At 70.7% G+C, this 24563-nt stretch carries 17 protein-coding genes and 2 rRNA genes; 14 read left to right on the top strand and 5 right to left on the bottom strand.

The window, feature by feature from the left end; genetic code table 11:
- Positions 1-113 precede the first annotated feature (113 nt).
- The 4 genes from OG965_RS11590 (at position 114) to OG965_RS11575 (ending at position 5940) form a co-directional block, all read left to right on the top strand.
- Positions 114-3237, top strand: a 23S ribosomal RNA gene (locus OG965_RS11590).
- 107 nt (positions 3238-3344) lie between these two features.
- Positions 3345-3461 (top strand): 5S ribosomal RNA (gene rrf, locus OG965_RS11585).
- 188 nt (positions 3462-3649) lie between these two features.
- Positions 3650-5101, top strand: coding sequence for a hypothetical protein (locus OG965_RS11580; protein ID WP_371657189.1), 1452 nt, complete (start codon positions 3650-3652; stop codon positions 5099-5101).
- Positions 5038-5940, top strand: coding sequence for a hypothetical protein (locus OG965_RS11575; protein WP_371656920.1), 903 nt, complete (start codon positions 5038-5040; stop codon positions 5938-5940). The genes OG965_RS11580 and OG965_RS11575 overlap by 64 nt, the downstream gene beginning before the upstream one ends.
- Before the next feature lie 72 nt (positions 5941-6012).
- On the opposite strand, the gene OG965_RS11570 is transcribed toward OG965_RS11575, so the two are convergent.
- The gene (locus OG965_RS11570; protein ID WP_371651805.1) at positions 6013-7320 is read right to left on the bottom strand and encodes a DUF1015 family protein; all 1308 of its coding nucleotides are present in this window, start codon (positions 7318-7320) and stop codon (positions 6013-6015) included.
- A gap of 71 nt (positions 7321-7391) precedes the next feature.
- Here OG965_RS11570 and OG965_RS11565 point away from each other — a divergent pair, with 71 nt between their 5' ends.
- The 4 genes from OG965_RS11565 (at position 7392) to OG965_RS11550 (ending at position 11510) form a co-directional block, all read left to right on the top strand.
- Complete coding sequence (locus OG965_RS11565; protein ID WP_371651803.1) at positions 7392-8420, top strand: HAD hydrolase-like protein; 1029 nt, start codon at positions 7392-7394, stop codon at positions 8418-8420.
- Between the two features lie 140 nt (positions 8421-8560).
- Positions 8561-9616 carry a FecCD family ABC transporter permease gene (locus tag OG965_RS11560; RefSeq protein ID WP_371656919.1) on the top strand — a complete coding sequence of 352 codons (1056 nt, stop codon included), beginning with the start codon at positions 8561-8563 and terminating at the stop codon, positions 9614-9616.
- Positions 9613-10641 (top strand): FecCD family ABC transporter permease, encoded by a 1029-nt coding sequence (locus tag OG965_RS11555; RefSeq protein ID WP_371651801.1) that lies wholly within the window; start codon positions 9613-9615, stop codon positions 10639-10641. The genes OG965_RS11560 and OG965_RS11555 overlap by 4 nt, the downstream gene beginning before the upstream one ends.
- Positions 10642-10706: 65 nt before the next feature.
- On the top strand, positions 10707-11510 hold the full coding sequence (locus OG965_RS11550; RefSeq protein WP_371651799.1) for an ABC transporter ATP-binding protein: 804 nt from the start codon (positions 10707-10709) through the stop codon (positions 11508-11510).
- 76 nt (positions 11511-11586) lie between these two features.
- On the opposite strand, the gene OG965_RS11545 is transcribed toward OG965_RS11550, so the two are convergent.
- Positions 11587-11934, bottom strand: coding sequence for an SCP2 sterol-binding domain-containing protein (locus OG965_RS11545; RefSeq protein ID WP_371651797.1), 348 nt, complete (start codon positions 11932-11934; stop codon positions 11587-11589).
- A 42-nt stretch (positions 11935-11976) separates the two neighbouring features.
- Between OG965_RS11545 and OG965_RS11540 the strand changes: the two genes are divergently transcribed.
- The 5 genes from OG965_RS11540 to OG965_RS11520 all read left to right on the top strand — a co-directional run bounded on the left by OG965_RS11540 (position 11977) and on the right by OG965_RS11520 (position 17408).
- Positions 11977-12255: a hypothetical protein gene (locus OG965_RS11540; protein WP_371651795.1), complete on the top strand. Its 279-nt coding sequence runs from the start codon at positions 11977-11979 to the stop codon at positions 12253-12255.
- Between the two features lie 7 nt (positions 12256-12262).
- Positions 12263-13078: a TlyA family RNA methyltransferase gene (locus tag OG965_RS11535; protein WP_371651794.1), complete on the top strand. Its 816-nt coding sequence runs from the start codon at positions 12263-12265 to the stop codon at positions 13076-13078.
- A gap of 5 nt (positions 13079-13083) precedes the next feature.
- A complete protein-coding gene (locus OG965_RS11530) occupies positions 13084-14037 on the top strand; it encodes an NAD kinase (RefSeq protein ID WP_371656918.1) in 954 nt (317 codons plus the stop codon).
- A 373-nt stretch (positions 14038-14410) separates the two neighbouring features.
- Positions 14411-16138, top strand: a complete 1728-nt coding sequence (gene recN / locus OG965_RS11525) for a DNA repair protein RecN (RefSeq protein WP_371656917.1) — start codon at positions 14411-14413, stop codon at positions 16136-16138.
- A 187-nt stretch (positions 16139-16325) separates the two neighbouring features.
- Complete coding sequence (locus OG965_RS11520) at positions 16326-17408, top strand: glycosyltransferase family 4 protein (protein WP_371651792.1); 1083 nt, start codon at positions 16326-16328, stop codon at positions 17406-17408.
- 12 nt (positions 17409-17420) lie between these two features.
- Here OG965_RS11520 and OG965_RS11515 read toward each other — a convergent pair whose 3' ends face one another.
- From OG965_RS11515 to OG965_RS11505, 3 genes are all read right to left on the bottom strand, one after another.
- Positions 17421-19052 carry a PucR family transcriptional regulator gene (locus OG965_RS11515; RefSeq protein ID WP_371651791.1) on the bottom strand — a complete coding sequence of 544 codons (1632 nt, stop codon included), beginning with the start codon at positions 19050-19052 and terminating at the stop codon, positions 17421-17423.
- A gap of 72 nt (positions 19053-19124) precedes the next feature.
- The gene (locus OG965_RS11510) at positions 19125-20507 is read right to left on the bottom strand and encodes an FAD-binding oxidoreductase (protein ID WP_371651789.1); all 1383 of its coding nucleotides are present in this window, start codon (positions 20505-20507) and stop codon (positions 19125-19127) included.
- A gap of 71 nt (positions 20508-20578) precedes the next feature.
- A complete protein-coding gene (locus OG965_RS11505; RefSeq protein WP_371651787.1) occupies positions 20579-22381 on the bottom strand; it encodes a glycoside hydrolase family 15 protein in 1803 nt (600 codons plus the stop codon).
- Positions 22382-22811: 430 nt separating this feature from the next.
- Here OG965_RS11505 and OG965_RS11500 point away from each other — a divergent pair, with 430 nt between their 5' ends.
- Complete coding sequence (locus OG965_RS11500; RefSeq protein WP_371651785.1) at positions 22812-24488, top strand: CTP synthase; 1677 nt, start codon at positions 22812-22814, stop codon at positions 24486-24488.
- Positions 24489-24563: the final 75 nt, after the last annotated feature.

The raw sequence follows: 24563 nt of genomic DNA, 5'->3' as shown, positions 1-24563 counted from the left end.
GGCTTTACGCCTTGTCTTCGGTATGCCGGCCCCAGTGCACTCACCATGTAGATGGTGGGGTGATGGGTGGCTGGTCGTTGTTTGAGAACTGCACAGTGGACGCGAGCATCTGTGGCCAAGTTTTTAAGGGCGCACGGTGGATGCCTTGGCACCAGGAACCGATGAAGGACGTGGGAGGCCACGATAGTCCCCGGGGAGCCGTCAACCAGGCTTTGATCCGGGGGTTTCCGAATGGGGAAACCCGGCAGTCGTCATGGGCTGTCACCCATGCCTGAACACATAGGGCATGTGGAGGGAACGAGGGGAAGTGAAACATCTCAGTACCCTCAGGAAGAGAAAACAACCGTGATTCCGGGAGTAGTGGCGAGCGAAACCGGATGAGGCCAAACCGTATGCGTGTGATACCCGGCAGGGGTTGCGCATACGGGGTTGTGGGATCTCTTTTTCACAGTCTGCCGGCTGTGAGACGAGTCAGAAACCGTTGATGTAGGCGAAGGACATGCGAAAGGTCCGGCGTAGAGGGTAAGACCCCCGTAGCTGAAACATCAACGGCTCGTTTAAGAGACACCCAAGTAGCACGGGGCCCGAGAAATCCCGTGTGAATCTGGCGGGACCACCCGTTAAGCCTAAATATTCCCTGGTGACCGATAGCGGATAGTACCGTGAGGGAATGGTGAAAAGTACCGCGGGAGCGGAGTGAAATAGTACCTGAAACCGTGTGCCTACAAGCCGTGGGAGCGTCGCGCATCGAGTTTACTCGGTGCGTCGTGACTGCGTGCCTTTTGAAGAATGAGCCTGCGAGTTAGCGGTGTGTAGCGAGGTTAACCCGTGTGGGGAAGCCGTAGCGAAAGCGAGTCCGAACAGGGCGTTTGAGTTGCACGCTCTAGACCCGAAGCGGAGTGATCTAGCCATGGGCAGGTTGAAGCGGAGGTAAGACTTCGTGGAGGACCGAACCCACCAGGGTTGAAAACCTGGGGGATGACCTGTGGTTAGGGGTGAAAGGCCAATCAAACTCCGTGATAGCTGGTTCTCCCCGAAATGCATTTAGGTGCAGCGTCGTGTGTTTCTTGCCGGAGGTAGAGCACTGGATAGGCGATGGGCCCTACCGGGTTACTGACCTTAGCCAAACTCCGAATGCCGGTAAGTGAGAGCGCGGCAGTGAGACTGTGGGGGATAAGCTCCATGGTCGAGAGGGAAACAGCCCAGAGCATCGACTAAGGCCCCTAAGCGTACGCTAAGTGGGAAAGGATGTGGAGTCGCAGAGACAACCAGGAGGTTGGCTTAGAAGCAGCCACCCTTGAAAGAGTGCGTAATAGCTCACTGGTCAAGTGATTCCGCGCCGACAATGTAGCGGGGCTCAAGCGTACCGCCGAAGTCGTGTCATTCATACACATAGCCCCAACGGGCGTATGGATGGGTAGGGGAGCGTCGTGTGCCGGGTGAAGCCGCAGCGGAAGCTAGTGGTGGACGGTTCACGAGTGAGAATGCAGGCATGAGTAGCGATACACACGTGAGAAACGTGTGCGCCGATTGACTAAGGGTTCCTGGGTCAAGCTGATCTGCCCAGGGTAAGTCGGGACCTAAGGCGAGGCCGACAGGCGTAGTCGATGGACAACCGGTTGATATTCCGGTACCCGCTTTGAAACGCCCAATATCGAATCCATTAATGCTAAGGCCGTGAAGCCGTTCCGGACCCTTCGGGGAAAGGAAAGTGGTGGAGCCGTCGATCCAAGGTGGTAGTAGGTAAGCGATGGGGTGACGCAGGAAGGTAGTCCAGCCCGGGCGGTGGTAGTCCCGGGGTAAGGGTGTAGGGCGCTGTCTAGGCAAATCCGGACAGCACGAAGCCTGAGACCTGATGCCGAGCCGATTGTGGTGAAGTGGATGATCCTATGCTGTCGAGAAAAGCCTCTAGCGAGTTTCATGGCGGCCCGTACCCTAAACCGACTCAGGTGGTCAGGTAGAGAATACCGAGGCGTTCGGGTGAACTATGGTTAAGGAACTCGGCAAAATGCCCCCGTAACTTCGGGAGAAGGGGGGCCATCACCGGTGATGAGTCTTGCACTCTGAGCTGGGGGTGGCCGCAGAGACCAGCGAGAAGCGACTGTTTACTAAAAACACAGGTCCGTGCGAAGCCGTAAGGCGATGTATACGGACTGACGCCTGCCCGGTGCTGGAACGTTAAGGGGACCGGTTAGTCACTCTTCGGGGTGGCGAAGCTGAGAACTTAAGCGCCAGTAAACGGCGGTGGTAACTATAACCATCCTAAGGTAGCGAAATTCCTTGTCGGGTAAGTTCCGACCTGCACGAATGGCGTAACGACTTCTCGACTGTCTCAACCATAGGCCCGGTGAAATTGCACTACGAGTAAAGATGCTCGTTTCGCGCAGCAGGACGGAAAGACCCCGGGACCTTTACTACAGTTTGATATTGGTGTTCGGTTCGGCTTGTGTAGGATAGGTGGGAGACTGTGAAGCGGCCACGCCAGTGGTTGTGGAGTCGTCGTTGAAATACCACTCTGGTCGTGCTGGATGTCTAACCTGGGTCCGTGATCCGGATCAGGGACAGTGTCTGATGGGTAGTTTAACTGGGGCGGTTGCCTCCTAAAGAGTAACGGAGGCGCCCAAAGGTTCCCTCAGCCTGGTTGGCAATCAGGTGTTGAGTGTAAGTGCACAAGGGAGCTTGACTGTGAGACCGACGGGTCGAGCAGGGACGAAAGTCGGGACTAGTGATCCGGCGGTGGCTTGTGGAAGCGCCGTCGCTCAACGGATAAAAGGTACCCCGGGGATAACAGGCTGATCTTCCCCAAGAGTCCATATCGACGGGATGGTTTGGCACCTCGATGTCGGCTCGTCGCATCCTGGGGCTGGAGTCGGTCCCAAGGGTTGGGCTGTTCGCCCATTAAAGCGGTACGCGAGCTGGGTTTAGAACGTCGTGAGACAGTTCGGTCCCTATCCGCTGCGCGCGCAGGAATATTGAGAAGGGCTGTCCCTAGTACGAGAGGACCGGGACGGACGAACCTCTGGTGTGCCAGTTGTCCTGCCAAGGGCATGGCTGGTTGGCTACGTTCGGAAAGGATAACCGCTGAAAGCATCTAAGCGGGAAGCCTGCTTCGAGATGAGTATTCCCACCTCCTTGAGAGGGTAAGGCTCCCAGTAGACGACTGGGTTGATAGGCCAGATGTGGAAGCCTCGTAAGGGGTGGAGCTGACTGGTACTAATAGGCCGAGGGCTTGTCCTCAGTTGCTCGCGTCCACTGTGTTAGTTCTGAAGCAACGAACAGTTGCTGGCTTTGAGCAGAACCACCTTAATTGAAGAGTGTGCTTGTTCGCTCGAAACCGATAGGGTTTCGGTGGTCATAGCGTTAGGGAAACGCCCGGTTACATTCCGAACCCGGAAGCTAAGCCTTTCAGCGCCGATGGTACTGCAGGGGGGACCCTGTGGGAGAGTAGGACACCGCCGAACAATCTTTCAAGGACCCTTGGTCCCAGCGTTCACGCTGGGACCAAGGGTCCTTTTTTATTTTCGCTTCAATTTTCCGAAGCGCGTCGGGCAGCCGACTGCGCGAGAATGACTGCAGTACCCGAAGACAGGAGTCGCACCGATGTCCACCAACTCTCCCGAGGACCGTCCGCAGCGCGAGGGGCGCAGCCGTGACGGCGGTGACAGGGGCGGCTACCGGGGCGGTCGCGACGACCGTGGTCCGCGCCGTGACGACCGTGGCGGCTCCGGCGGGGGCTTCCGCCGTGACGACAGCCGTGGCGGCAGCAGCGGTGGCGGTTTCCGTCGTGACGACCGTCCGAGCTTCCGTGGCGGCGACGACCGGCGTGACGACCGCGGCCCGCGCCGTGACGATGACCGTGGTGGCCGCCCGTCCGGTGGTGGCTACGGCCGTCCCTCGGGTGGCGGTGGCTACGGTCGCCGTGACGACCGTCCCTCCGGCCCCCGTCGTGATGACGACCGTGGTGGTCGCCCCTCTGGTGGTGGCTATGGCCGTCCCTCCGGCGGTGGTGGCGGTGGTGGCGGTGGCTACGGTCGCCGTGACGACCGTCCGTCCGGCCCGCGCCGTGACGACGACCGTCCCTCCTTCCGCCGTGATGACGACCGTGGCGGCCGCCCCTCCGGTGGTGGCTTCCGCCGCGACGACCGGCGTGATGACCGTGGCCCGCGCCGCGATGACGACCGTCCGTCCTTCCGCCGTGACGATGACCGTGGTGGTCGTCCCTCCGGTGGTGGCTATGGCCGTCCCTCGGGTGGCGGTGGTGGCGGTGGCTATGGCCGTCGTGACGACCGTCCGTCCGGCCCGCGCCGTGACGATGACCGTCCCTCCTTCCGTCGTGATGACGACCGTGGTGGTCGCCCGTCCGGTGGTGGCTTCCGCCGTGACGACCGTCCGTCCGGTCCCCGTCGTGACGATGACCGTCCCTCCTTCCGCCGTGATGACGACCGTGGCGGCCGTCCCTCCGGTGGCGGTTTCCGCCGCGACGACCGGCGCGACGACCGTGGCCCCCGTCGTGATGACGACCGTGGTGGCCGTCCCACGGGTGGTGGCTACGGCCGCCGGGACGACAACCGTGGCAGCAGCGGTGGCGGTTTCCGTCGTGACGACCGTCCGAGCTTCCGTGGCGGCGACGACCGGCGCGACGACCGCGGCCCGCGCCGCGACGATGACCGTGGTGGCCGCCCGTCCGGTGGCGGCTACGGCCGTCCCTCCGGCGGCGGTGGCGGCGGTGGCTACGGCCGCCGCGACGACCGTCCGTCCGGCCCCCGTCGTGACGACGACCGTCCCTCCTTCCGCCGTGATGACGACCGTGGCGGCCGCCCCTCCGGTGGTGGCTTCCGCCGCGACGACCGGCGCGACGACCGTCCGTCCGGTCCCCGCCGGGACGACGACCGTGGCCCCCGTCGCGATGACCGTCGCGACGACCGCTCCGGCTTCCGCCGGGACGACCGTGGCCCGCGCCGCGACGATGACCGTGGCGGGTTCCGTGGCGGCGACGACCGCCGTGAGCGGGAGCGCGACCGTGAGCCGATCAAGCGGCTGCCGATCGACGAGGACGTCACGGGCAACGAGATCGACGAGGACGTTCACCAGGAGCTGCTGAGCCTGCCGAAGACCCTCGCCGAGGACGTCGCCCAGAACCTGGTCATGGTGGCCCGGCTGATCGACGAGGACCCCGAGCAGGCGTACGCGTACTCGCGCATCGCGCTGCGGCTCGCCTCCCGTGTGGCGGCGGTCCGCGAGGCGGCCGGGTTCGCGGCGTACGCGACGCAGAAGTACTCCGAGGCGCTGGCCGAGTTCCGGGCCGCGCGGCGGATGACCGGGCACGTCGAGCTGTGGCCCGTCATGGCCGACTGCGAGCGCGGCATGGGCCGGCCCGAGCGTGCGCTGGAGATGGCCGGTGCGCCCGAGGTGCAGAAGCTCGACAAGGCGAGCCAGGTCGAGATGCGCCTGGTCGCGGCCGGTGCGCGGCGGGACCTTGGGCAGCTGGACGCCGCCATCGTGACCCTGCAGAGCCCGGAGCTGGCGTCGAACTCGGTGCAGCCGTGGACCGCGCGTCTGCGGTACGCGTACGCCGACGCGCTGCTCGCCGCCGGGCGTGAGGACGAGGCGCGCGAGTGGTTCGCCAAGGCGGTGGAGTCCGACAAGGACGGCGCCACCGACGCTTCCGACCGGCTGGCCGAGATGGACGGCGTGGACTTCGTGGACGCCCTCGACGAAGAGCAGGCCGCGGCCGAACTCCTCGACGAGCCGGACGCCGACCTCGCCGACGCCGCCGACGAGTCGGACAGCCTGCCGGACGAGGACGACGACCGCGCCGACGTGGATGACATGGACGACGTGGACGCCGACGACTTCGACGAGGTCGAGGTTGAGGCCGAGGTTGAGGTCCAGGCCGACGTTGATGTCGACGCGGACAAGGGTCCGGCCGACAAGGCCTGAGCTCCTGTAGGCAGTTGAGAAGAGGGCGGCACCCCGGCCGGGGTGCCGCCCTCTGTCGTATCCGCGTGCCGCTCAGTTCACCGTCAGGCTCCGCAGCACCAGGCCCGTTGCCGGCTTCGGGCCGAAGGACGTCGACTTGCGGGGCATCGTGACGCCCTGGCGGGCCAGGTCGCGGACGACCTCCTCGCGTACGGGGTGCATGAGCACCGCCGTGCCGCCACGCCGTTCCGCCTGCTCGACGGCGGCCGCCGTGTCGTGGATGTACATGATGTCCTCGGGTGCGTCCGGGATGCGCCAGACGTGGTCCAGGAGTGTGGAGTGGAGCACGGTCGCGTCGAGGTCGCGCCAGGCCTGCGGGCGGTCCGTGCGGACGGTGCGGGCGAGCAGGTCCGCGTCGGGGCGGTCCAGGAGGTGGAAGCGTCCGTCGCCCGCCAGCAGGAACGCGTTGCCCGCCGTGCTCGCCTCTGCGAGGACGTCGAGCGCGTCGGGCAGCGGCACCGCGAGCGTACGGACGCGGAAGGCACCGGTTTCGGCCACCGCGGCCAGGGCGTCGCTGACCGGAAGCCGGTGGAGCAGCCGGTGGATGGCCCGTACCCGCAGGGGATAGCGGGCCGTGTCGACGAGCAGGACCAGGCCGAAGTCCCAGGGGCCGGGCGCCGACTGTTCCGAGCGCAGCCGCAGATAGGTCGCCCAGCGGTGGTGGCCGTCGGCGATCACCGCTTGGTGGTGTGCGAGCTCCGTCTGGATCTCGGCGAGGTCGGCGGGGTCCGTGACCGCCCACAGACGGTGGCTGTAGCCGTCCTCGGTGGTCGTCGCGAGCAGCGGCTCGCGCTGTACGGTCCGCTCGATGACCGCTCCTGCTCCCGCGCCCGCCGGCGTGCCGCCGTTGGCGTCCGCGTCGCCGCGGTACGTCAGCAGCAGCGGCTCGAAGTGCGCGGCCGTCGTCCGCATCAGGTCGGCGCGGTCCTCGACGACGTGCGGCATCACGTCCTCGTGCGGCAGCACCACCCCCTCGGACGGCTCCGAGAGGGCCAGCGCCCCGATGAGGCCGCGCTGGAGCAGCCCGCCGTCGTGCTGTTCGTATACATACAGCGCGGGCTCCGGGTCGGGGGCGAGGACGCCCTCCGAGAGCCAGTCGTCGAGGGTGAGCGCGGCCTGCCGGTGCCGTGCCGTGGCCGTGGCGGCCTGCGGGAGGATCAGCCGGACGATGTTGTACGGGTCCGCCGACTCCAGGTGGAGGAGCCCGTCGGGCCGCACCACCACGTCGTACGGCGGGGAGGTCACGGCCGCGAGGCTGCCGACGCGCTCGGGTACATAGCGCAGGCCTCGGAAGGGGATCAGGCGCAGCCCGTCGTCGTCCGCACGCCGTGTTGTGGTCATTAGTGCATCGTAAGTGGGGTGCGGGCATGCGCGATGATCGGGGGAGAGCATCGAGCGAGGAGTGGATGAGGATGAGCCAGCCGAGCAGGACCCGGCCGAGTGGCAGCGCGCAGTCGCTGAGCGAGGCGTACGACACGGCTCTGCTGGATCTTGACGGGGTGGTGTACGCGGGCGGCGAGGCGATCGAGCACGCCGTCGGCTCGCTGGGCACGGCGCGCGAGGGCGGGATGCACCTCGCGTACGTGACCAACAACGCGCTGCGGACGCCGGACGTGGTGGCGGAGCACCTCACGGAGCTCGGTGTGCCGGCCGAGCCGGGCGATGTGATCACCTCGGCGCAGGCGGTGGCGCGGCTGATCTCCGAGCAGGTGCCGGAGGGTTCGCGGGTGCTGGTGATCGGCGGCGAGGGGCTGCGGGTGGCGCTGCGCGAGCGCGGGCTCGTGCCGGTGGAGTCGGCCGAGGACGCCCCGGCGGCGGTGGTGCAGGGGTACGGCGGGCCCGATCTGGCGTGGGGCAGGTTCGCCGAGGCGTGCTACGCGATCGCGGCCGGGGTGCCGTGGTTCGCGTCCAACACCGATCTGACGATCCCCAGCGGGCGCGGCATCGCGCCGGGCAACGGGGCGGCGGTGGAGGTGGTGCGGATCGCGACCGGCGCCGAGCCGCAGGTGGCCGGGAAGCCGTTGCCCCCGATGCACCGGGAGACGGTCCTGCGGACGGGTGCGCGCAAGCCGCTCGTGGTGGGGGACCGGCTGGACACGGACATCGAGGGGGCGTTCAACGGCGGGGTGGACTCGCTGCTCGTCCTCACCGGGGTGACCGACGGCGCCCAGCTGCTCGCCGCCCGGCCCGAGCACCGGCCGACGTTCGTGGACGCGGATCTGCGGGGGATGCTGACCGGCCAGCCGGAAGTGGCTGAAAACGACGGTGAGTTCGGGTGCGGCGGGTGGACTGCGGCCGTACGTGACGAGGCGTTCGCCCTGGACGGCGACGGTGAGCCGCTGGACGGTCTGCGGGCGCTGTGCGCGGCGGCGTGGACGTACGCGGGCGAGGGTGTGTGCGAGCTGGATGCGGGGAAGGTGCTGGGGCGGCTGGGGTTGTGACCCCGTGGCCCCGGGGTCCTGGGCAGGGACCTCCCGCCGGCCGCTGGAGGTCACCGGCCGCTTGCGGGCCCGGTGGCGGCCGGTTGTGGATCAAGGGCCCTGTCGGGCGCTTTGCAGGGTAGGCTAACCTAACTTGCGTGTTGGTAGACAGCCCTTCCAAGCCGAGCGCGGAGACAGCTCCCGCGCCCCCGACCCCGACCGCCCGGCGGCATGCCCTGCGCGCCGCCGGACTGCTCACGGCCACGGGGGTCCTGGCCCTCGTGGCCCTCGCGAGCATCGCGGTCGGCGCCAAACAGATTCCGCTCGCGGACGTCTGGCACGGGCTGTTCCACTACTCCGGCACCGCCGACGACGTCATCGTCCACGACACCCGGGTGCCCCGCACCCTGCTCGGGCTGCTCGTCGGGGCCGCGCTCGGCGTCTCCGGCGCGGTGATGCAGGCGCTCACCCGCAACCCGCTGGCCGAGCCAGGAATCCTCGGCGTCAGTGCGGGCGCCTCGGCCGCCGTGGTCTCGGCGATCAGCTTCTTCGGCGTCACCAGCCTGACCGGCTATGTGTGGTTCGCCTTCGTCGGCGCCGCGGTCGTCTCGGCGCTCGTCTACGTCCTGGGCGGCAGCCGGGCCGCCACACCGGTCCGGCTCGCGCTCGCGGGGACGGCCGCCACGGCCGCGCTCTACGGCTACATCAACGCCGTGCAGCTGATGGACTCGGCCGCCCTGGACCGGCTGCGGTTCTGGTCGGTCGGCTCGCTGGCCTCCGCCAACGCGGACACCGTCACCGAGATCGCGCCGTTCGTGGTGGCCGGCCTGGTGCTCGCCGCGCTCATCGCCCGGCCGCTCAACGCGATGGCCCTCGGCGACGACACCGCTCGCGCCCTGGGCGCCCATCTCACCCGTACCCGCGTCCTGTCGATGGTCACCGTGACGCTGCTGTGCGGGGCCGCGACCGCCGCCTGCGGGCCGATCGTCTTCATCGGACTGATGGTCCCGCACATCGTCCGGGCCATCACCGGGCCCGACATGCGCTGGATCCTGCCGTACTCGGCCGTCCTCTCGCCCGTGCTGCTGCTCGGCTCCGACGTGGTCGGAAGGGTGATCACCCGGCCCTCCGAGCTCCAGGTGGGCATCGTCACGGCGCTCATCGGCGGGCCCGTGTTCATCTTTCTCGTCCGCCGCAAGAGGATGGCTCAGCTGTGAAGGCCGTACGCACGCCCGGGGGTTACTCGTTCCGGGCCGACACCCGCTCGCTGGTCGTCGTCGTGGCGCTGCTGGCCGCGGCGCTCACGGCGGGCGTGGTCCTCGTCGGCAGCGGCGACTTCGACATCGCGCCGCTCGACGTCGTCCGTACGCTCTTCGGCTCCGGCACCGCCCAGCAGGACTTCATCATCAACGAGCTGCGGCTGCCCCGGGTGCTCGTGGGTCTCCTGGTGGGCGCCGCGCTCGGCATCTCGGGCGCGGTCTTCCAGTCCATCTCCCGCAATCCGCTGGGCAGTCCGGACATCATCGGCTTCGGTCAGGGGTCGTCCGTCGGCGCCCTCGTCGTCATCGTCTGGTTCGGGGGCAGTGCCAACCAGGTCGCGGTCGGCGCCCTGCTCGGCGGGCTCGCGACCGGGGTCGCGGTCTATCTGCTCGCCTGGAAGAAGGGCGTGCACGGCTACCGCCTCGTGCTCGTCGGCATCGGCACCGCCGCGATGCTCACCGCCTGCATCCAGTACCTGCTCACCAAGGCCCAGCTGGTCGACGCGACCCGGGCCATGGTGTGGCTGACCGGCTCGCTCGACGGGCGGGACTGGGCGCAGGTGTGGCCGCTGCTCGCGCTGTTCGCGGTGCTGCTGCCGGTGATCCTCGCGTACGGGCGGCCGCTGCGGATGCTGGAGATGGGCGACGACGCGGCGTACGCGCTCGGCGTGCCCGTCCAGCGGACCCGGACCGTGCTGATGCTCGCCGCCGTGCTCCTCAACGCCGCCGGGACCGCGGCGGCAGGTCCCATCTCCTTCGTCGCGCTGACCGCGCCGCAGCTCGCCCGCCGTCTCACCCGGGCCACCGGGCCCAACATCCTGGCCTCCGGCTGCATGGGCGCGACCCTGCTCGTCGCCGCCGACTGGGCCTCCCAGCGGCTGTTCGGCGAGAGCAAGCTGCCGGTGGGCGTGGTGACCGGGGTGGTCGGCGGCCTCTATCTGCTGTGGCTGCTGGTCACCGAGCGCAAGGCGGGCCGGATATGAGCGGCCCGCACCTCCCCGACCCCCGTACTCGTACGGATTCCGGTTCTTCCTCCAGGAGTACGAGCATGCAGCGCCTCAGCGCCGATTCGGTGACCCTCGGCTACGACCAGCGGGTGATCGCCAAGGACCTGTCGGTGGAGATCCCGGACCACTCGTTCACGGTCATCGTCGGCCCCAACGCCTGCGGCAAGTCCACGCTCCTGCGCGCCCTGTCGCGGATGCTGAAGCCGAGCGAGGGGCGGGTGCTGCTCGACGGGCAGACCATCCACTCGATGCCCGCGAAGAAGGTCGCCAGGACCCTCGGGCTGCTGCCCCAGTCGTCGATCGCGCCGGACGGGATCACGGTCGCGGACCTGGTGGCGCGCGGCCGCTACCCGCACCAGGGGCTGCTGCGGCAGTGGTCGCCCGAGGACGAGCGGATCGTCCAGGAGTCGATGGACGCCACCGGTGTGGGCGAGCTGGGGGAGCGGTACGTCGACGAGCTGTCGGGCGGGCAGCGCCAGCGGGTGTGGATCGCGATGGCGCTGGCCCAGCAGACCCCGCTGCTGCTGCTCGACGAGCCGACGACGTTCCTGGACATCCAGCACCAGATAGAGGTCCTGGACCTGTGCGCCGAGCTGCACGAGTCCCAGGGGCGCACACTGGTCGCGGTGCTGCACGACCTCAACCAGGCCGCCCGGTACGCCACGCATCTGATCGCGATGCGCGGCGGCGAGATCGTGGCCGAGGGGCCGCCGTCGCGGATCGTCACGGCGGAGCTGGTGCGGGAGGTGTTCGGGGTCCGCTGCCAGGTCATCGACGACCCGGAGACGGGCACGCCGCTGGTGGTGCCGGCGGCGCGGCAGCGGGACGCGGCGCCGGTGTCCTGACGGGCGCGCGGGCGCCGGTTTCGTACGACGTGAATTCATGCAGCGTGAATTCGTACGGCGTGAAGTGGCCGGATTCCTACAGCAGCGTCCGCAGCCTGAGCAGGTCGCGGAACCCCGCCTCCAGGCGGACCCGCCCCGACGTCCACGCCCGCGCGAAGTTCAGCTCGCCCGCGACCATCGCCACCAGGTCGTCGCCCTTCATGGCGAGGCGGATCTGGGCGCGCTCGGGCGGCGGGCCGTCCAGCGTCCGCTCGACCTCGATGCGGCCGTCCCGCAGGCGCCCGGTGAACGTGCGGTCCAGGTCCGTGATGTGGCAGCTCAGCGAGCGGTCGAGCGCGGCGGCGGCGCGCACGTCGCCGTTCGCGCCGGCCAGGTTGTCGGAAAGTTCGTCGAGTGCGGCGCGGCACTCCTCCATCGTCGCCATCGTGATCGACCGTACCGCAGGCCCACGCGGTAGCGTCTTGGCATGAGCGACTTGATGCCGGAGCCCGAGGCGGAGGCCGGCGCGCCCGACGAACCTGTCGGCCCGGCACCCCTGGACGTGCCCCGCGACCCCACCGGCGACCCCCGGGTGGACGCCCTGGTCGAGCGGCTGGCGGACGTCGACCACCTCGATACGGACGGACACGTCGAGGTGTACGAGGATGTACACGGGGGGCTGCGCGAGACGCTGAGCGCGCTCGACGCCCGCCCGGGGCCGCCGGCCCCGTCCCCCGCGTCACATACGTACGACAACAGGAGCTGAACCGAACGTGGCAGGAGTGGCACGCCGCCGCCTCGACGCCGAGCTGGTCCGCCGGAAGCTCGCCCGGTCCCGTGAGCACGCCGCGCAGCTGATCGCCGCCGGGCGGGTGACGGTCGGCCGAAACACCGCCACCAAGTCCGCCACCCAGGTCGAGACCGCCGCCGCCATCGTCGTGGCCGAGGACGACAGCGACCCGGACTACGTCTCGCGCGGCGGCCACAAGCTGGCCGGCGCGCTGGCCGCCTTCGTCCCGCAGGGGCTGAAGGTCGAGGGGCGCCGGGCGCTGGACGCGGGCGCCTCCACCGGGGGCTTCACGGACGTGCTGCTGCGCTCGGGCGCCGGGCACGTGGTGGCCGTGGACGTCGGGTACGGACAGCTCGCCTGGTCCCTCCAGAGCGACGACCGGGTCACCGTCAAGGACCGTACGAACGTACGGGAGTTGACGCTCGACGACATCGACGGCGAGCCGGCCGACCTGGTGGTGGGGGACCTGTCCTTCATCGCGCTCGGCCTGGTGCTGCCCGCGCTGGTGCGGTGCTGCGCGCCGGACGCGGACCTGGTGCTCATGGTCAAGCCGCAGTTCGAGATCGGCAAGGACCGGCTCGGCAGCGGCGGTGTGGTGCGCAGCCCGGAGCTGCGGGCCGAGACGGTACGCACGGTGGCCGCGCAGGCCGCCGGGCTCGGGCTCGGTGTGCTCGGGGTCACGGCCAGCCCGCTCCCCGGACCCTCCGGCAATGTCGAATACTTTCTGTGGCTGCGGGCCGGAGCGCCCGCGCTGGATCCGGCTGATGTCGAGCGTGCAGTGGCGGAGGGACCTAGTTGAGCTCGTTGGGGAACGCGGAGGAGACACGCGGGGGGGACGCCGCGTGCGAGCGGGGTGCGGCGGAGCGCACGGTGTTCCTGCTCGCGCACACCGGGCGGCCCGCCGCCATCCGCAGTGCGGAGCTGGTGGTACGAGGGCTGCTGCGCTGCGGTATCGGGGTGCGGGTCCTGGAGGCGGAGGCGGCCGACATTCCGCTGCCGGAGTCGGAATCCGTGCAGACGGTCAAGGAGGCGACCCCGCAGTGCCTCGACGGATGTGAGCTGCTGATCGTGCTCGGCGGGGACGGGACGCTGCTGCGCGGCGCCGAGTTCGCGCGGGCGTCCGGGGTGCCGATGCTCGGCGTCAACCTCGGCCGGGTCGGGTTCCTCGCCGAGGCGGAGCGGGACGACCTGGACAAGGTCGTGGACCGGGTGGTCACGCGCTCCTACGAGGTCGAGGAGCGGATGACCCTCGATGTCGTGGTGCACAGCAACGGCGACGTGGTGCACACCGACTGGGCGCTGAACGAGGCCGCCGTGCAGAAGGTGTCGCCCGAGCGGATGCTGGAAGTCGTCCTGGAGATCGACGGGCGGCCGGTGACGGGGTTCGGCTGCGACGGGATCGTGTACGCGACGCCGACCGGGTCGACGGCGTATGCCTTCTCGGCGGGCGGGCCGGTGGTGTGGCCGGAGGTCGAGGCGCTGCTGATGGTGCCGATCAGCGCGCACGCGCTGTTCGCCAAGCCGCTGGTGACGTCGCCGAGTTCGGTGCTGGCGGTGGAGGTGCAGCCGCATACGCCGCACGGGGTGCTGTGGTGCGACGGGCGCCGTACGGTCGAGTTGCCGCCGGGGGCTCGGGTGGAGGTTCGGCGGGGGGCCGTGCCGGTGCGGCTGGCGCGGCTGCATCATGCGTCGTTCACGGACCGGCTGGTGGCCAAGTTCGCGCTGCCGGTCAGTGGGTGGAGGGGTGCGCCGCACTGAGGTTTGTGCCCCTCCCCGCCCGTTCCCTTAACCCTCCGGGGGTGGGTGGGGGTGGAGGTGGTTTCCCGGGGGCTGCGCCCCCGGACCCCCTTTTGCGGGGCCTGCGGCCCCTGCACCCCGCTCACGGGGGCTCCGCCCCCGATACCCCCGCCGGGGCTGCGCCCCCGCCCCCGCTTTCGGGGCTCCGCCCCGGACCCCGCTCCTCAAACGCCGGAGGGGCTGAATGTGCCCGAGTCCCCCTCCTTGCACGCCGGAGGGGCTGATTCTCGGAGTGGGGCAAAACGTGCGCCTGGGTCAATCGGGAGGGTGAGCGCGTGGGGGGCGTCGCAAACCGGGGGGCGGACCTCGTAAGGTCGGGGGCGTGTTGGAGGAGATGCGGATACGGTCGCTCGGGGTCATCGACGACGCTGTCGTCGAGCTGTCGCCCGGGTTCACCGCGGTGACCGGCGAGACCGGTGCGGGCAAGACCATGGTCGTCACCAGCCTGGGGCTGCTGCTCGGCGGGCGCGCCGACCCCGCGCTGGTGCGGATCGGCGCCAAGTCGGCGGTCGTCGAGGGGCGGATCACGCTGCGCGCGGGCGCCACCGCGGCGATCCGCGCGGAGGAGGCCGGGGCCGAGCTCGACGACGGCGCGCTGCTGCTCAGCCGTACCGTCTCGGCGGAGGGCCGCTCGCGGGCGTTCCTCGGCGGGCGCTCCGTGCCGGTCGGTGTCCTCGCGGAGCTGGCCGACGAGCTGGTCGCCGTGCACGGGCAGACCGATCAGCAGGGGCTGCTCAGGCCTGCCCGGCAGCGGGAGGCCCTCGACCGGTACGCCGGGGACGCCGTGGCCGGGCCGCTGGCCAAGTACGCGGAGGCGTACCGGCGGCTGCGGGCCGTCGCCGGGGAGCTGGAGGAGCTGACCACGCGGGCGCGCGAGCGGGCGCAGGAGGCCGATCTGCTGCGGTTCGGGCTCGACGAGATCGCGGCGGTCGAGCCGCTGGCGGGTGAGGACACGGAACTCGCCGCCGAGGCCGGACGGCTCGGGCACGCCGAGGCGCTGGCGTCCGCGGCCGCCCTCGCGCACGCCGCCCTCGCGGGCAACCCCGAGGACCCGGAGAGCGTCGACGCGACCACCCTGGTCGCGGGCGCGCACCGGGCCCTGGACGCCGTACGGTCGCACGACCCCGCGCTGGCCGCGCTGGCCGAGCGCATCGGCGAGGTCGGGATCCTCCTCGGCGATGTGGCGGGTGAGCTCGCCGGGTACGCGGACGACCTCGACGCCGACCCCCTGCGGCTCGCGGCCGTGGAGGAGCGGCGGGCCGCGCTGACCGGGCTCAGCCGTAAGTACGGCCAGTACGGCGACGGCATGGCGGCCGTGCTGGCCTGGGCGCAGGAGGGTGCCGCGCGGCTGACCGAGCTGGACGGCGACGACGACCGGATCGGCGAGCTGACGGCCGAGCGGGACGGGCTGCGCGGTGAACTGTCCGTACTGGCCCAGGAGTTGACCGACGCCCGCACCGAGGCGGCGGCGCGCTTCGCGGACGCGGTGACGGCCGAGCTGGCGTCGCTCGCGATGCCGCACGCGCGGGTGTCGTTCGCGGTACGGCAGGTGGAGGACGCCGAGGGCGTCGAGGTGGACGGGCGGACCGTGGCGTACGGGCCGACCGGCGCGGACGAGGTGGAGCTGCTGCTCGCCCCGCACCCGGGCGCCCCGGCGCGGCCGATCGCCAAGGGCGCCTCGGGCGGTGAGCTCTCCCGGGTGATGCTCGCGGTCGAGGTGGTCTTCGCGGGAACGGACCCGGTGCCCACGTACCTCTTCGACGAGGTCGACGCGGGCGTCGGCGGCCGGGCGGCGGTCGAGATCGGCCGGCGCCTGGCGAAGCTCGCCAAGTCGGCGCAGGTCGTGGTGGTCACCCATCTGCCCCAGGTGGCGGCCTTCGCGGACCGCCAGCTCCTGGTGGAGAAGACCAACGACGGCACGGTCACCCGGTCCGGCGTCACCGTCCTGGAGGGCGAGGACCGCGTCCGCGAGCTCTCCCGGATGCTGGCGGGCCAGGAGGACTCCGAGACGGCCCGGGCCCACGCGGAGGAGCTGCTGGCGACGGCACGCGCGGAGGGATAGCCCCGGCTCCGCCCTCCCCACGGGTCACCACCCCGCCGCGGCGGTTCACCCGTGTGGGTGGTCCCCCGGCCCGGTCCGCCGCCCGTCGACACGGGGAAACGTCCGGACGGGGGCGGAACGTCCGTGCGGGCTGGCATCCTTGGCCGGGGTCCACACCGGCCCACCGCCGACCCGGGAGCCTGTTCACGTGTCACAGCTGCGTACGGTGCAAGTGCTGGGCGGCGGCAGTGCGGGCAGCAGCGCGCATGTGCGCTCGCTGGCGGCCGGGCTCGCCGCGCGGGGCGTCCGGGTCACCGTCTGCGCTCCCGCCGCGCTGGAGCGGGAGTTCGACTTCCGGGGCGCGGGCGCCCACTTCGTCCCTGTGCCCCGGCGCGGCGACCCGGTGGCGGTCGGCGCCCTGCGGGCGGTCTGCGCGGGTGCGGACGTGGTGCACGCGCACGGGCTGCACGCGGCCGTACGGACCGCCCTCGCCCTGGGCGGGCGGCGCGCGGTCCCCCTCGTCGTCACCTGGCACACCTGCTCCCACGCCGAGGGCGCCCGGGGCCGGGTGCTGCGGGTGCTGGAGCGGCGGGCGGCCCGTGCGGCCGCCGTGGTGCTCGGCACCTCGTCGGACCTGGTCGACCGCGCCCGGCGGCGCGGCGCCCGGGACGCCCGGCTCGCCGCGGTCGCGGTGCCCGGGCCCCGTACGCCCGTTCCGGACGGCAAGGCGCGGGCCGAACTGGGCGCCGTGGACCGGCCGTTGCTGATGGCCGTCGGCAGTCTGGCCGAGCACCGGGGGTACGACGTGCTCCTGGACGCGGCCCACCACTGGAAGGCGCTCGACCCCGTACCGCTGCTGGCGATCGCGGGGGAGGGCAGGCAGCGGGCTGCGCTCCAGCGGCGCATCGAGGCCGAGGCGCTGCCCGTGAAGCTGCTCGGGCGGCGCGACGACGTCACCGAACTGCTGGCCGCCGCCGACGCGGCCGTGCTGGCGAGCCGCTGGGAGGGGCGCTCGCTGCTGGCCCAGGAGGCGCTGCGGCTCGGGGTGCCGCTGGTGGCGACCGCGGTGGGCGGGGTCCCCGAGCTCGTCGGGGACGCGGCCGAGCTGGTGCCGTACGGGGACGCGGCGGCGCTCGGGGACGCCGTGGCGCGGCTGCTCGCCGACCCCGGACGGCGCCGCGAGCTCGCCGAGGCCGGGATCGTACAGGCGGCGGGCTGGCCCACCGAGGACGAGACCGTGGCTCAAGTGCTCAGTGTTTATGACGAATTGACCCAGCGTCAGGGACTCTGACCGGCCGGGCGGTTACGGGACGTGGCGGCGGGCGCGCAGGGCCAGGGACAGCGCCAGTACCGTCTGCGGGTCGTCCAGGTCCGTGCCGAGCAGCTCCGCGATGCGGGCCAGCCGGTTGTAGAGCGTCTGCCGGTTGAGATGCAGCTCGCGGGCCGTCTCCGCCTTGCGGCCGGCGTGCGCCAGATAGGTCTCCAGGGTGGGCAGCAGCGGCGGGCGCGAGGCCGCGTCGTGGGTGCGCAGCGGGCCGATGGCGCGCTCCACGAACGCCGCCAGGTCCGGGTGCTCGCGCAGCCGCCAAAGGAGCAGGTCGATGTCCAGGCGCCGGGCGTCGTACCAGGGGCGCTCGGACAGGCCCTGCGCGGCCGCGGCGGTCTCGGCCGCGTGGCGCAGCCCCGCCGAGGCCGCCGCCCAGCCGCCCGCGACCCCGACCACCACCACCGGCTGCGCCCCGGCCCGGGCGAGCCCGGCGCGCTCCACACCGGCCCGCAGCGCCGCCGCCACCCGGTCGGCGACCGCCGTGCGCTCCGACTCCGAGCGCAGCCCGAGCAGCAGCGGGACCCGGCCCTCCACCGGCCGTACGCCGAGCAGGACGGGCACGCCCACCGAGGACAGCTCCTCCAGGACCGCACGTGCCAGGACGGCCCAGTTGCCGGTGGGGGAAGACGCCGAGAGTTCTGTGGTCAGCCGCATCACCACGGGCAGCAGCGGGTCCTCGCCCGGCTTGAAGCCCAGCACCTTCGCCTGCGCGGGCGCGTCCTCGGCGGTGATGCGGCCCTCGGCGAGGTCGGTCAGGAAGTCGCCGCGCCCGCGCGCCGCCAGCTCCTCCTCCTGGCGCGCCTGCATCAGCACCACCGCGAGGATGCCCGCGGCCCGCTCCGCCGCCATCCGGTGGACCGGCAGCAGCGGCGCGGCGACGGCGAGCAGGGCGATCCGGGCCCGTACCGCGCCGGTGCCGTGGCCGCCGCCGGGCACGTCCACCAGGACCGCGCCGGTCGGCGGCCCCGATTCGCGGGACTCGCGCTGGCCGCGCAGCCCCTCCCACACCTGGAGCGGGTCGGCGCCGACCTCGCCGGAGCCGGCGGCCGCGTAGAGCAGCTGGCCGTCGGGGGTCTCCAGGAACACCGGGTTGGCCGTGAAGTCGGCCAGGATCGACAGGACCTGGGGTACGCCGCCGCCCGAGAGCAGCGCGCCGGTACACCGCCGGTGCACCTCCTCGGCGCGCTGGAGCAGGGCGTAGTGGCCGTTGACGATCTCGGTGTGGATCTCCTCGGTCACCGTCACGAACGGGACCTCGCGGTGCAGCGCGACCAGGGGCAGCCCGGCCGCCCGCGCGGTGTCCACGATGGTGGCGGGCAGCCTGCTGAAGCGCGGGCCGAGCTCGACGACCAGTGCGGCGATGCCCCGCTCGGCGAGGCGCCGTACGAAGGCGCGCTGTTCGGCGGGGCGGGTGCCCAGGCCCAGACCCGTGGTCAGCAGCAGCTCGCCGCCCTTGAGCAGCGAGGCGATGTTCGGGACCTCGCCCGCGTGCACCCAGCGCACAGTGCGGCCCAGGCGCTCGGCCCCGGCGACCACCTCGGGGAGCCCGCCGCGCAGCCCGGGCAGCTCCAGAGCGCGCTGCACGGTGATCCCGCCCTGGCTGTCCAATGGGGTTCACCTCGTGTTTTGTCGTACCGGACGGTGATGCGGGTCACGGTACGACACACTTCTCCGTTTCCGTCAGGCCGGGGCGATGTTGTGGTTGAAGCGGAAGACGTTGTCCGGGTCGTAGGCGCGCTTCACCTCGGCGAGCCGCCGCATGTTCTCGGCCCCGAGGCCCGCGACCACCCGGTCGGCGCCCTCGTCGCCGGTGAAGTTGAGGTAGACCGCGCCGGTCGACCACGGCTGGACCTTGACCCGGACGTCCTTGACCCACTGGCGGCAGCGCTCGTCGTCGGCCGGGTCCTCCCAGATCCCGAAGGGGTGTACGGCCCAGGGCGCGTCGCGGTAGGGCACGGGGTACTCGGCGGGGCCGTCGGCGATGGCGCCGCCCAGCGGGAAGATCACGTGCTGGGTGCCGGTGGGCGTCGGCATGGACTCGCCCAGGGAGCAGAAGACGTCCACGAGCTCGTCGGGCAGACCGGTCAGATACTCGGCCGACCAGTAGTTCCGCAGCCCGGGCGGGTCGTCCATCATGCACTGCATGTCCGCGTACGGCATGGCCGTGACGATCTCGACCTCGTGCGGCAGGGCGATCAGCGGCTGGGCGACCTTGCGCATGGCCTCCTCGCCGCCCGCGTAGGCCACGAGGGCGCCGCACAGCACCTTTCCGACCAGGTGCTCGGGGATGAACGGCTCGGGCGGTGCGGTCATGTACAGGACGCCGCCGCTCGCCTCGTCCGGCCCGTTCTCGATGAGTTCGCGATAGATGTGCGTGACCTCGGGGGCGTTCTCGGGCTGGTACAGCAGCATGGCGATGGAGTACTCGGGCAGCTCGTGCAGCCGCAGGGTGATCGAGGTGGCGACGCCGAAGTTGCCGCCGCCGCCGTGCAGCGCCCAGAACAGCTCGGGGTTCTCCTCGGCGCTCGCCGTCACCACGCTGCCGTCGGCGGTGACCAGCTCGACGCCGAGCAGGTTGTCGACGGCGAGGCCGAACCTGCGGTCCAGCCAGCCCGATCCGCCGCCGAGGACGAAGCCCCCGACGCCGGTGGTGGAGACGCGCCCGCCCGTGGTGGCCAGGCCGTGCGCCTGGGTGGCCCGGTCCAGCTGGCTCATGATGGTGCCGCCCTGGACGCGGACGGCGTGGGCGGCCGGGTGGACGGTCACCTCGTGCATCCGGCGCAGATCGATGACCAGGCCGTTGTCGTTGAGGGCCTGGCCGGAGACGCTGTGGCCGCCGCCGCGTACGGCGATCTTGAGGTCCAGGTCGCGTGCGAAGCGTACGGAGGTGACCACGTCCGCGTCGGACTCGCACTGGGCGATCACGGCGGGGCGCCGGTCGATCATGGCGTTGAAGACCGCCCGGGCCTCGTCGTAGCCCGGATCGTCCGGCACGAACACATCACCGGCGAGGTCTTCACGGAGCTCGGCAAGGGCCGTGCCCGCTTTCGAGGGGGTGGTCATGGCGCAGCCCCCTTCCAGGAGGGGACAGGACATTTCCACTCTAAGCGGGCACGGGGTCCTGGGCGCGCCGACTACCCCCCGTACGCCCCCGAAGCGGTCAGCCGCAGTGCCGTGTCGATCAGCGGAACGTGGCTGAAGGCCTGCGGGAAGTTCCCCACCTGCCGCTGCTCCCGCGGGTCCCACTCCTCGGCGAGCAGCCCCAGGTCGTTGCGGAGCGAGAGCAGCCGCTCGAAGAGCTTCCGGGCCTCGTCGACCCGGCCGATCATGGCCAGGTCGTCCGCCATCCAGAACGAGCAGGCCAGGAACGCGCCCTCGTCGCCCTCCAGACCGTCGCAGCCCGCCTCCTCGCCCGCCGTCGGATAGCGCAGGATGAACCCGTCGGGCGTGGACAGCTCGCGCTGGATCGCCTCGATGGTGCCGATCACGCGCTTGTCGTCCGGCGGCAGGAAGCCCATCTGCGGGATCAGCAGCAGGGAGGCGTCCAGCTCCTTGGAGCCGTACGACTGCGTGAAGGTGTTGCGCTCCTTGTCGTACCCCTTCTCGCACACATCGCGGTGGATGTCGTCGCGCAGCTCGCGCCACTTCTCCAGGGGGCCGTCCGCGTCGCCCGACTCGATCAGCTTGATGGTGCGGTCGACGGCGACCCAGGCCATCACCTTGGAGTGCACGAAGTGGCGGCGCGGGCCGCGCACCTCCCAGATGCCCTCGTCCGGCTGGTCCCAGTGGTCCTCCAGGTACCGGATCAGCTTGAGCTGGAGCAGCGAGGCGTAGTCGTTGCGGGCCAGGCCCGTCATGTGCGCCAGGTGCAGGGCCTCGGTGACCTCGCCGTACACGTCCAGCTGGAGTTGGCCGGCGGCGCCGTTGCCGACCCGGACCGGGGCCGAGTCCTCGTATCCGGGCAGCCAGTCCAGCTCGGCCTCGCCCAGCTCCCGCTCGCCCGCGATCCCGTACATGATCTGGAGGTTCTCGGGGTCGCCCGCGACCGCCCGCAGCAGCCACTCCCGCCAGGCGCGGGCCTCGTCGCGGTAGCCGGTGCGCAGCAGCGAGGAGAGGGTGATCGCCGCGTCCCGCAGCCAGGTGTAGCGGTAGTCCCAGTTGCGCGAGCCGCCGATGTCCTCGGGCAGCGAGGTGGTGGGCGCGGCGACGATGCCGCCGGTGGGGGCGTAGGTGAGCGCCTTGAGCGTGATCAGCGAGCGGACCACGGCCTCGCGGTAGGGCCCGTGGTACGTACAGTGCTCGACCCACTCGCGCCAGAAGTCCTCGGTCGCCTCCAGGGCCGCCTCCGGCTCCGAGAGCGCGGGCGGCTCCTTGTGGGACGGCTGCCAGCTGATCGTGAAGGCGATCCGCTCACCGGGGGAGACGGTGAAGTCGGCGTACGTGGTGAGGTTCTTGCCGTAGGTGTCGACCGGCGTGTCCAGCCAGACCGAGTCGGGTCCCGCCACCGCGACCGTACGGGTGTCGACCTTGTGCACCCAGGGCACGACACGCCCGTAGCTGAAGCGCATCCGCAGGGCGCTGCGCATCGGCACCCGGCCGCTGACGCCCTCCACGATCCGGATCAGCTGCGGCGCGCCGTCGCGCGGCGGCATGAAGTCGGTCACCCGGACCGTGCCGCGCGGGGTGTCCCACTCCGACTCCAGGATCAGCGAGTCGCCCCGGTAGCGGCGCCGGTCCGCGCGGGGTGGCGGCGCGTCGGCCGCATGGGCCGGGCCGATCCGCCAGAAGCCGTGTTCATCAGTGCCGAGCAGTCCGGCGAAGACGGCGTGCGAGTCGAAGCGTGGCAGGCACAGCCAGTCGGTCGTGCCGTCCCGGCAGACCAGTGCGGCGGTCTGCATGTCTCCGATGAGTGCGTAATCCTCGATGCGCCCGGCCACGTGCAATCTCCAGTCGAACGGCCACGTCCGCCCCGCGGGGCGCTTACTGCTACTGCGACTGCGGTCAAGGGATCGCCAACGAGCGCATGTTGTGGGTGACGGCCGGGGTGGCGCCGTGTTACCAGCGGCTCGGCGGCGAGTGTCCGAGCAGGATACGACGCACGTGGGTGATCCGCCGATGCCTTCCGGCAACGCCGTTCGGCCGTCCGGGTGAGTGGAGCACACTGGGTTGGCCGGGCGTGTGCGGAGCGTGGCCGGAAGCGGTCCGCCGCACTCGCTGATACCCTGGTAGCCCGTGGCCGGGTGGTGAAAAAACCCCCGAACCGCAGCGACGGCGCCCCCCGGAAACTCGTACGGCAACTCGTACGAGATCCACAGAGGGTGACCGGCACGCACTTCAGACAGCGACCACGGGAGCCCCCTCTTGGCCATGCAGACTCGATCCTTGGCATCCTCGACGACCAAGCACATCTTCGTCACCGGGGGTGTCGCCTCTTCCCTCGGCAAGGGTCTGACTGCCTCCAGCCTGGGTGCGCTCCTCAAGGCGCGCGGCCTGCGCGTCACCATGCAGAAGCTCGACCCGTACCTGAACGTCGACCCCGGCACGATGAACCCGTTCCAGCACGGCGAGGTGTTCGTCACCAACGACGGCGCCGAGACCGACCTGGACATCGGCCACTACGAGCGCTTCCTCGACGTCGACCTCGACGGCTCGGCCAACGTCACCACCGGCCAGGTCTACAACACCGTCATCGCCAAGGAGCGCCGCGGCGAGTACCTCGGTGACACCGTGCAGGTCATCCCGCACATCACCAACGAGATCAAGCACCGCATCCGCCGGATGGCCACCGACGACGTCGACGTCGTCATCACCGAGGTCGGCGGCACGGTCGGCGACATCGAGTCGCTGCCGTTCCTGGAGACCGTCCGCCAGGTCCGCCACGAGGTCGGCCGCGACAACGTCTTCGTCGTGCACATCTCGCTGCTGCCCTACATCGGCCCCTCCGGCGAGCTGAAGACCAAGCCGACCCAGCACTCGGTCGCCGCCCTGCGCAACATCGGTATCCAGCCCGACGCGATCGTGCTGCGCGCCGACCGCGAGGTGCCGCTGTCCATCAAGCGCAAGATCTCGCTGATGTGCGACGTCGACGAGGCCGCGGTGGTCGCCGCCATCGACGCCAAGTCGATCTACGACATCCCCAAGGTGCTGCACACCGAGGGCCTGGACGCGTACGTCGTCCGCAAGCTGGACCTGCCGTTCCGCGATGTGGACTGGACGCAGTGGGACGACCTGCTCGACCGGGTCCACAACCCGCAGCACGAGGTCACCGTCGCGCTCGTCGGCAAGTACATCGACCTGCCCGACGCCTACCTCTCGATCACCGAGGCCATGCGCGCCGGCGGCTTCGCCAACAAGGCCCGCGTCAAGGTCAAGTGGGTCACCTCGGACGACTGCAAGACCCCGGCCGGCGCCAAGAAGAACCTCGGCGACGTGGACGCGATCCTGGTGCCCGGCGGCTTCGGCGACCGCGGCGTCAACGGCAAGATCGGCGCGATCCAGTACGCCCGCGAGAACAAGGTGCCGCTGCTCGGCATCTGCCTGGGCCTGCAGTGCATCGTGATCGAGGCCGCCCGCAACCTGGCCGGCATCCCCGACGCCAACTCCACCGAGTTCGACGCCGCCACCGCCCACCCCGTCATCTCGACGATGGAGGAGCAGCTGGCGTACGTCGAGGGCGCGGGCGACCTGGGCGGCACCATGCGCCTGGGCATGTACCCGGCGAAGCTCGCCGAGGGCTCGATCGTGCGCGAGGTCTACGGCGACCAGGGGTACGTCGAGGAGCGCCACCGCCACCGCTACGAGGTCAACAACTCCTACCGCGCGGAGCTGGAGAAGAAGGCGGGCATCGTCTTCTCGGGCACGTCCCCGGACAACAAGCTCGTCGAGTACGTCGAGTACCCGCGCGAGGTGCACCCCTACCTGGTCGCCACCCAGGCGCACCCGGAGCTGCGCTCCCGCCCGACCCGCCCGCACCCGCTCTTCGCGGGTCTGGTGAAGGCGGCCGTCGAACGGCAGGAAGCCGCGCGCAAGGCCGGCAAGAAGTAACCAGACGATACGGTTGCCGGGGTACGGGTCCTTCGGGACGCGTACCCCGGTTTCTGCTTTTGCGGGAGGACATCG

The organism is Streptomyces sp. NBC_00224 (genome assembly GCF_041435195.1).
GTDB lineage: Bacteria > Actinomycetota > Actinomycetes > Streptomycetales > Streptomycetaceae > Streptomyces.
Note: the sequence above shows the minus strand (reverse complement) of the source record. Positions and strands in the feature narration are given on the sequence as shown.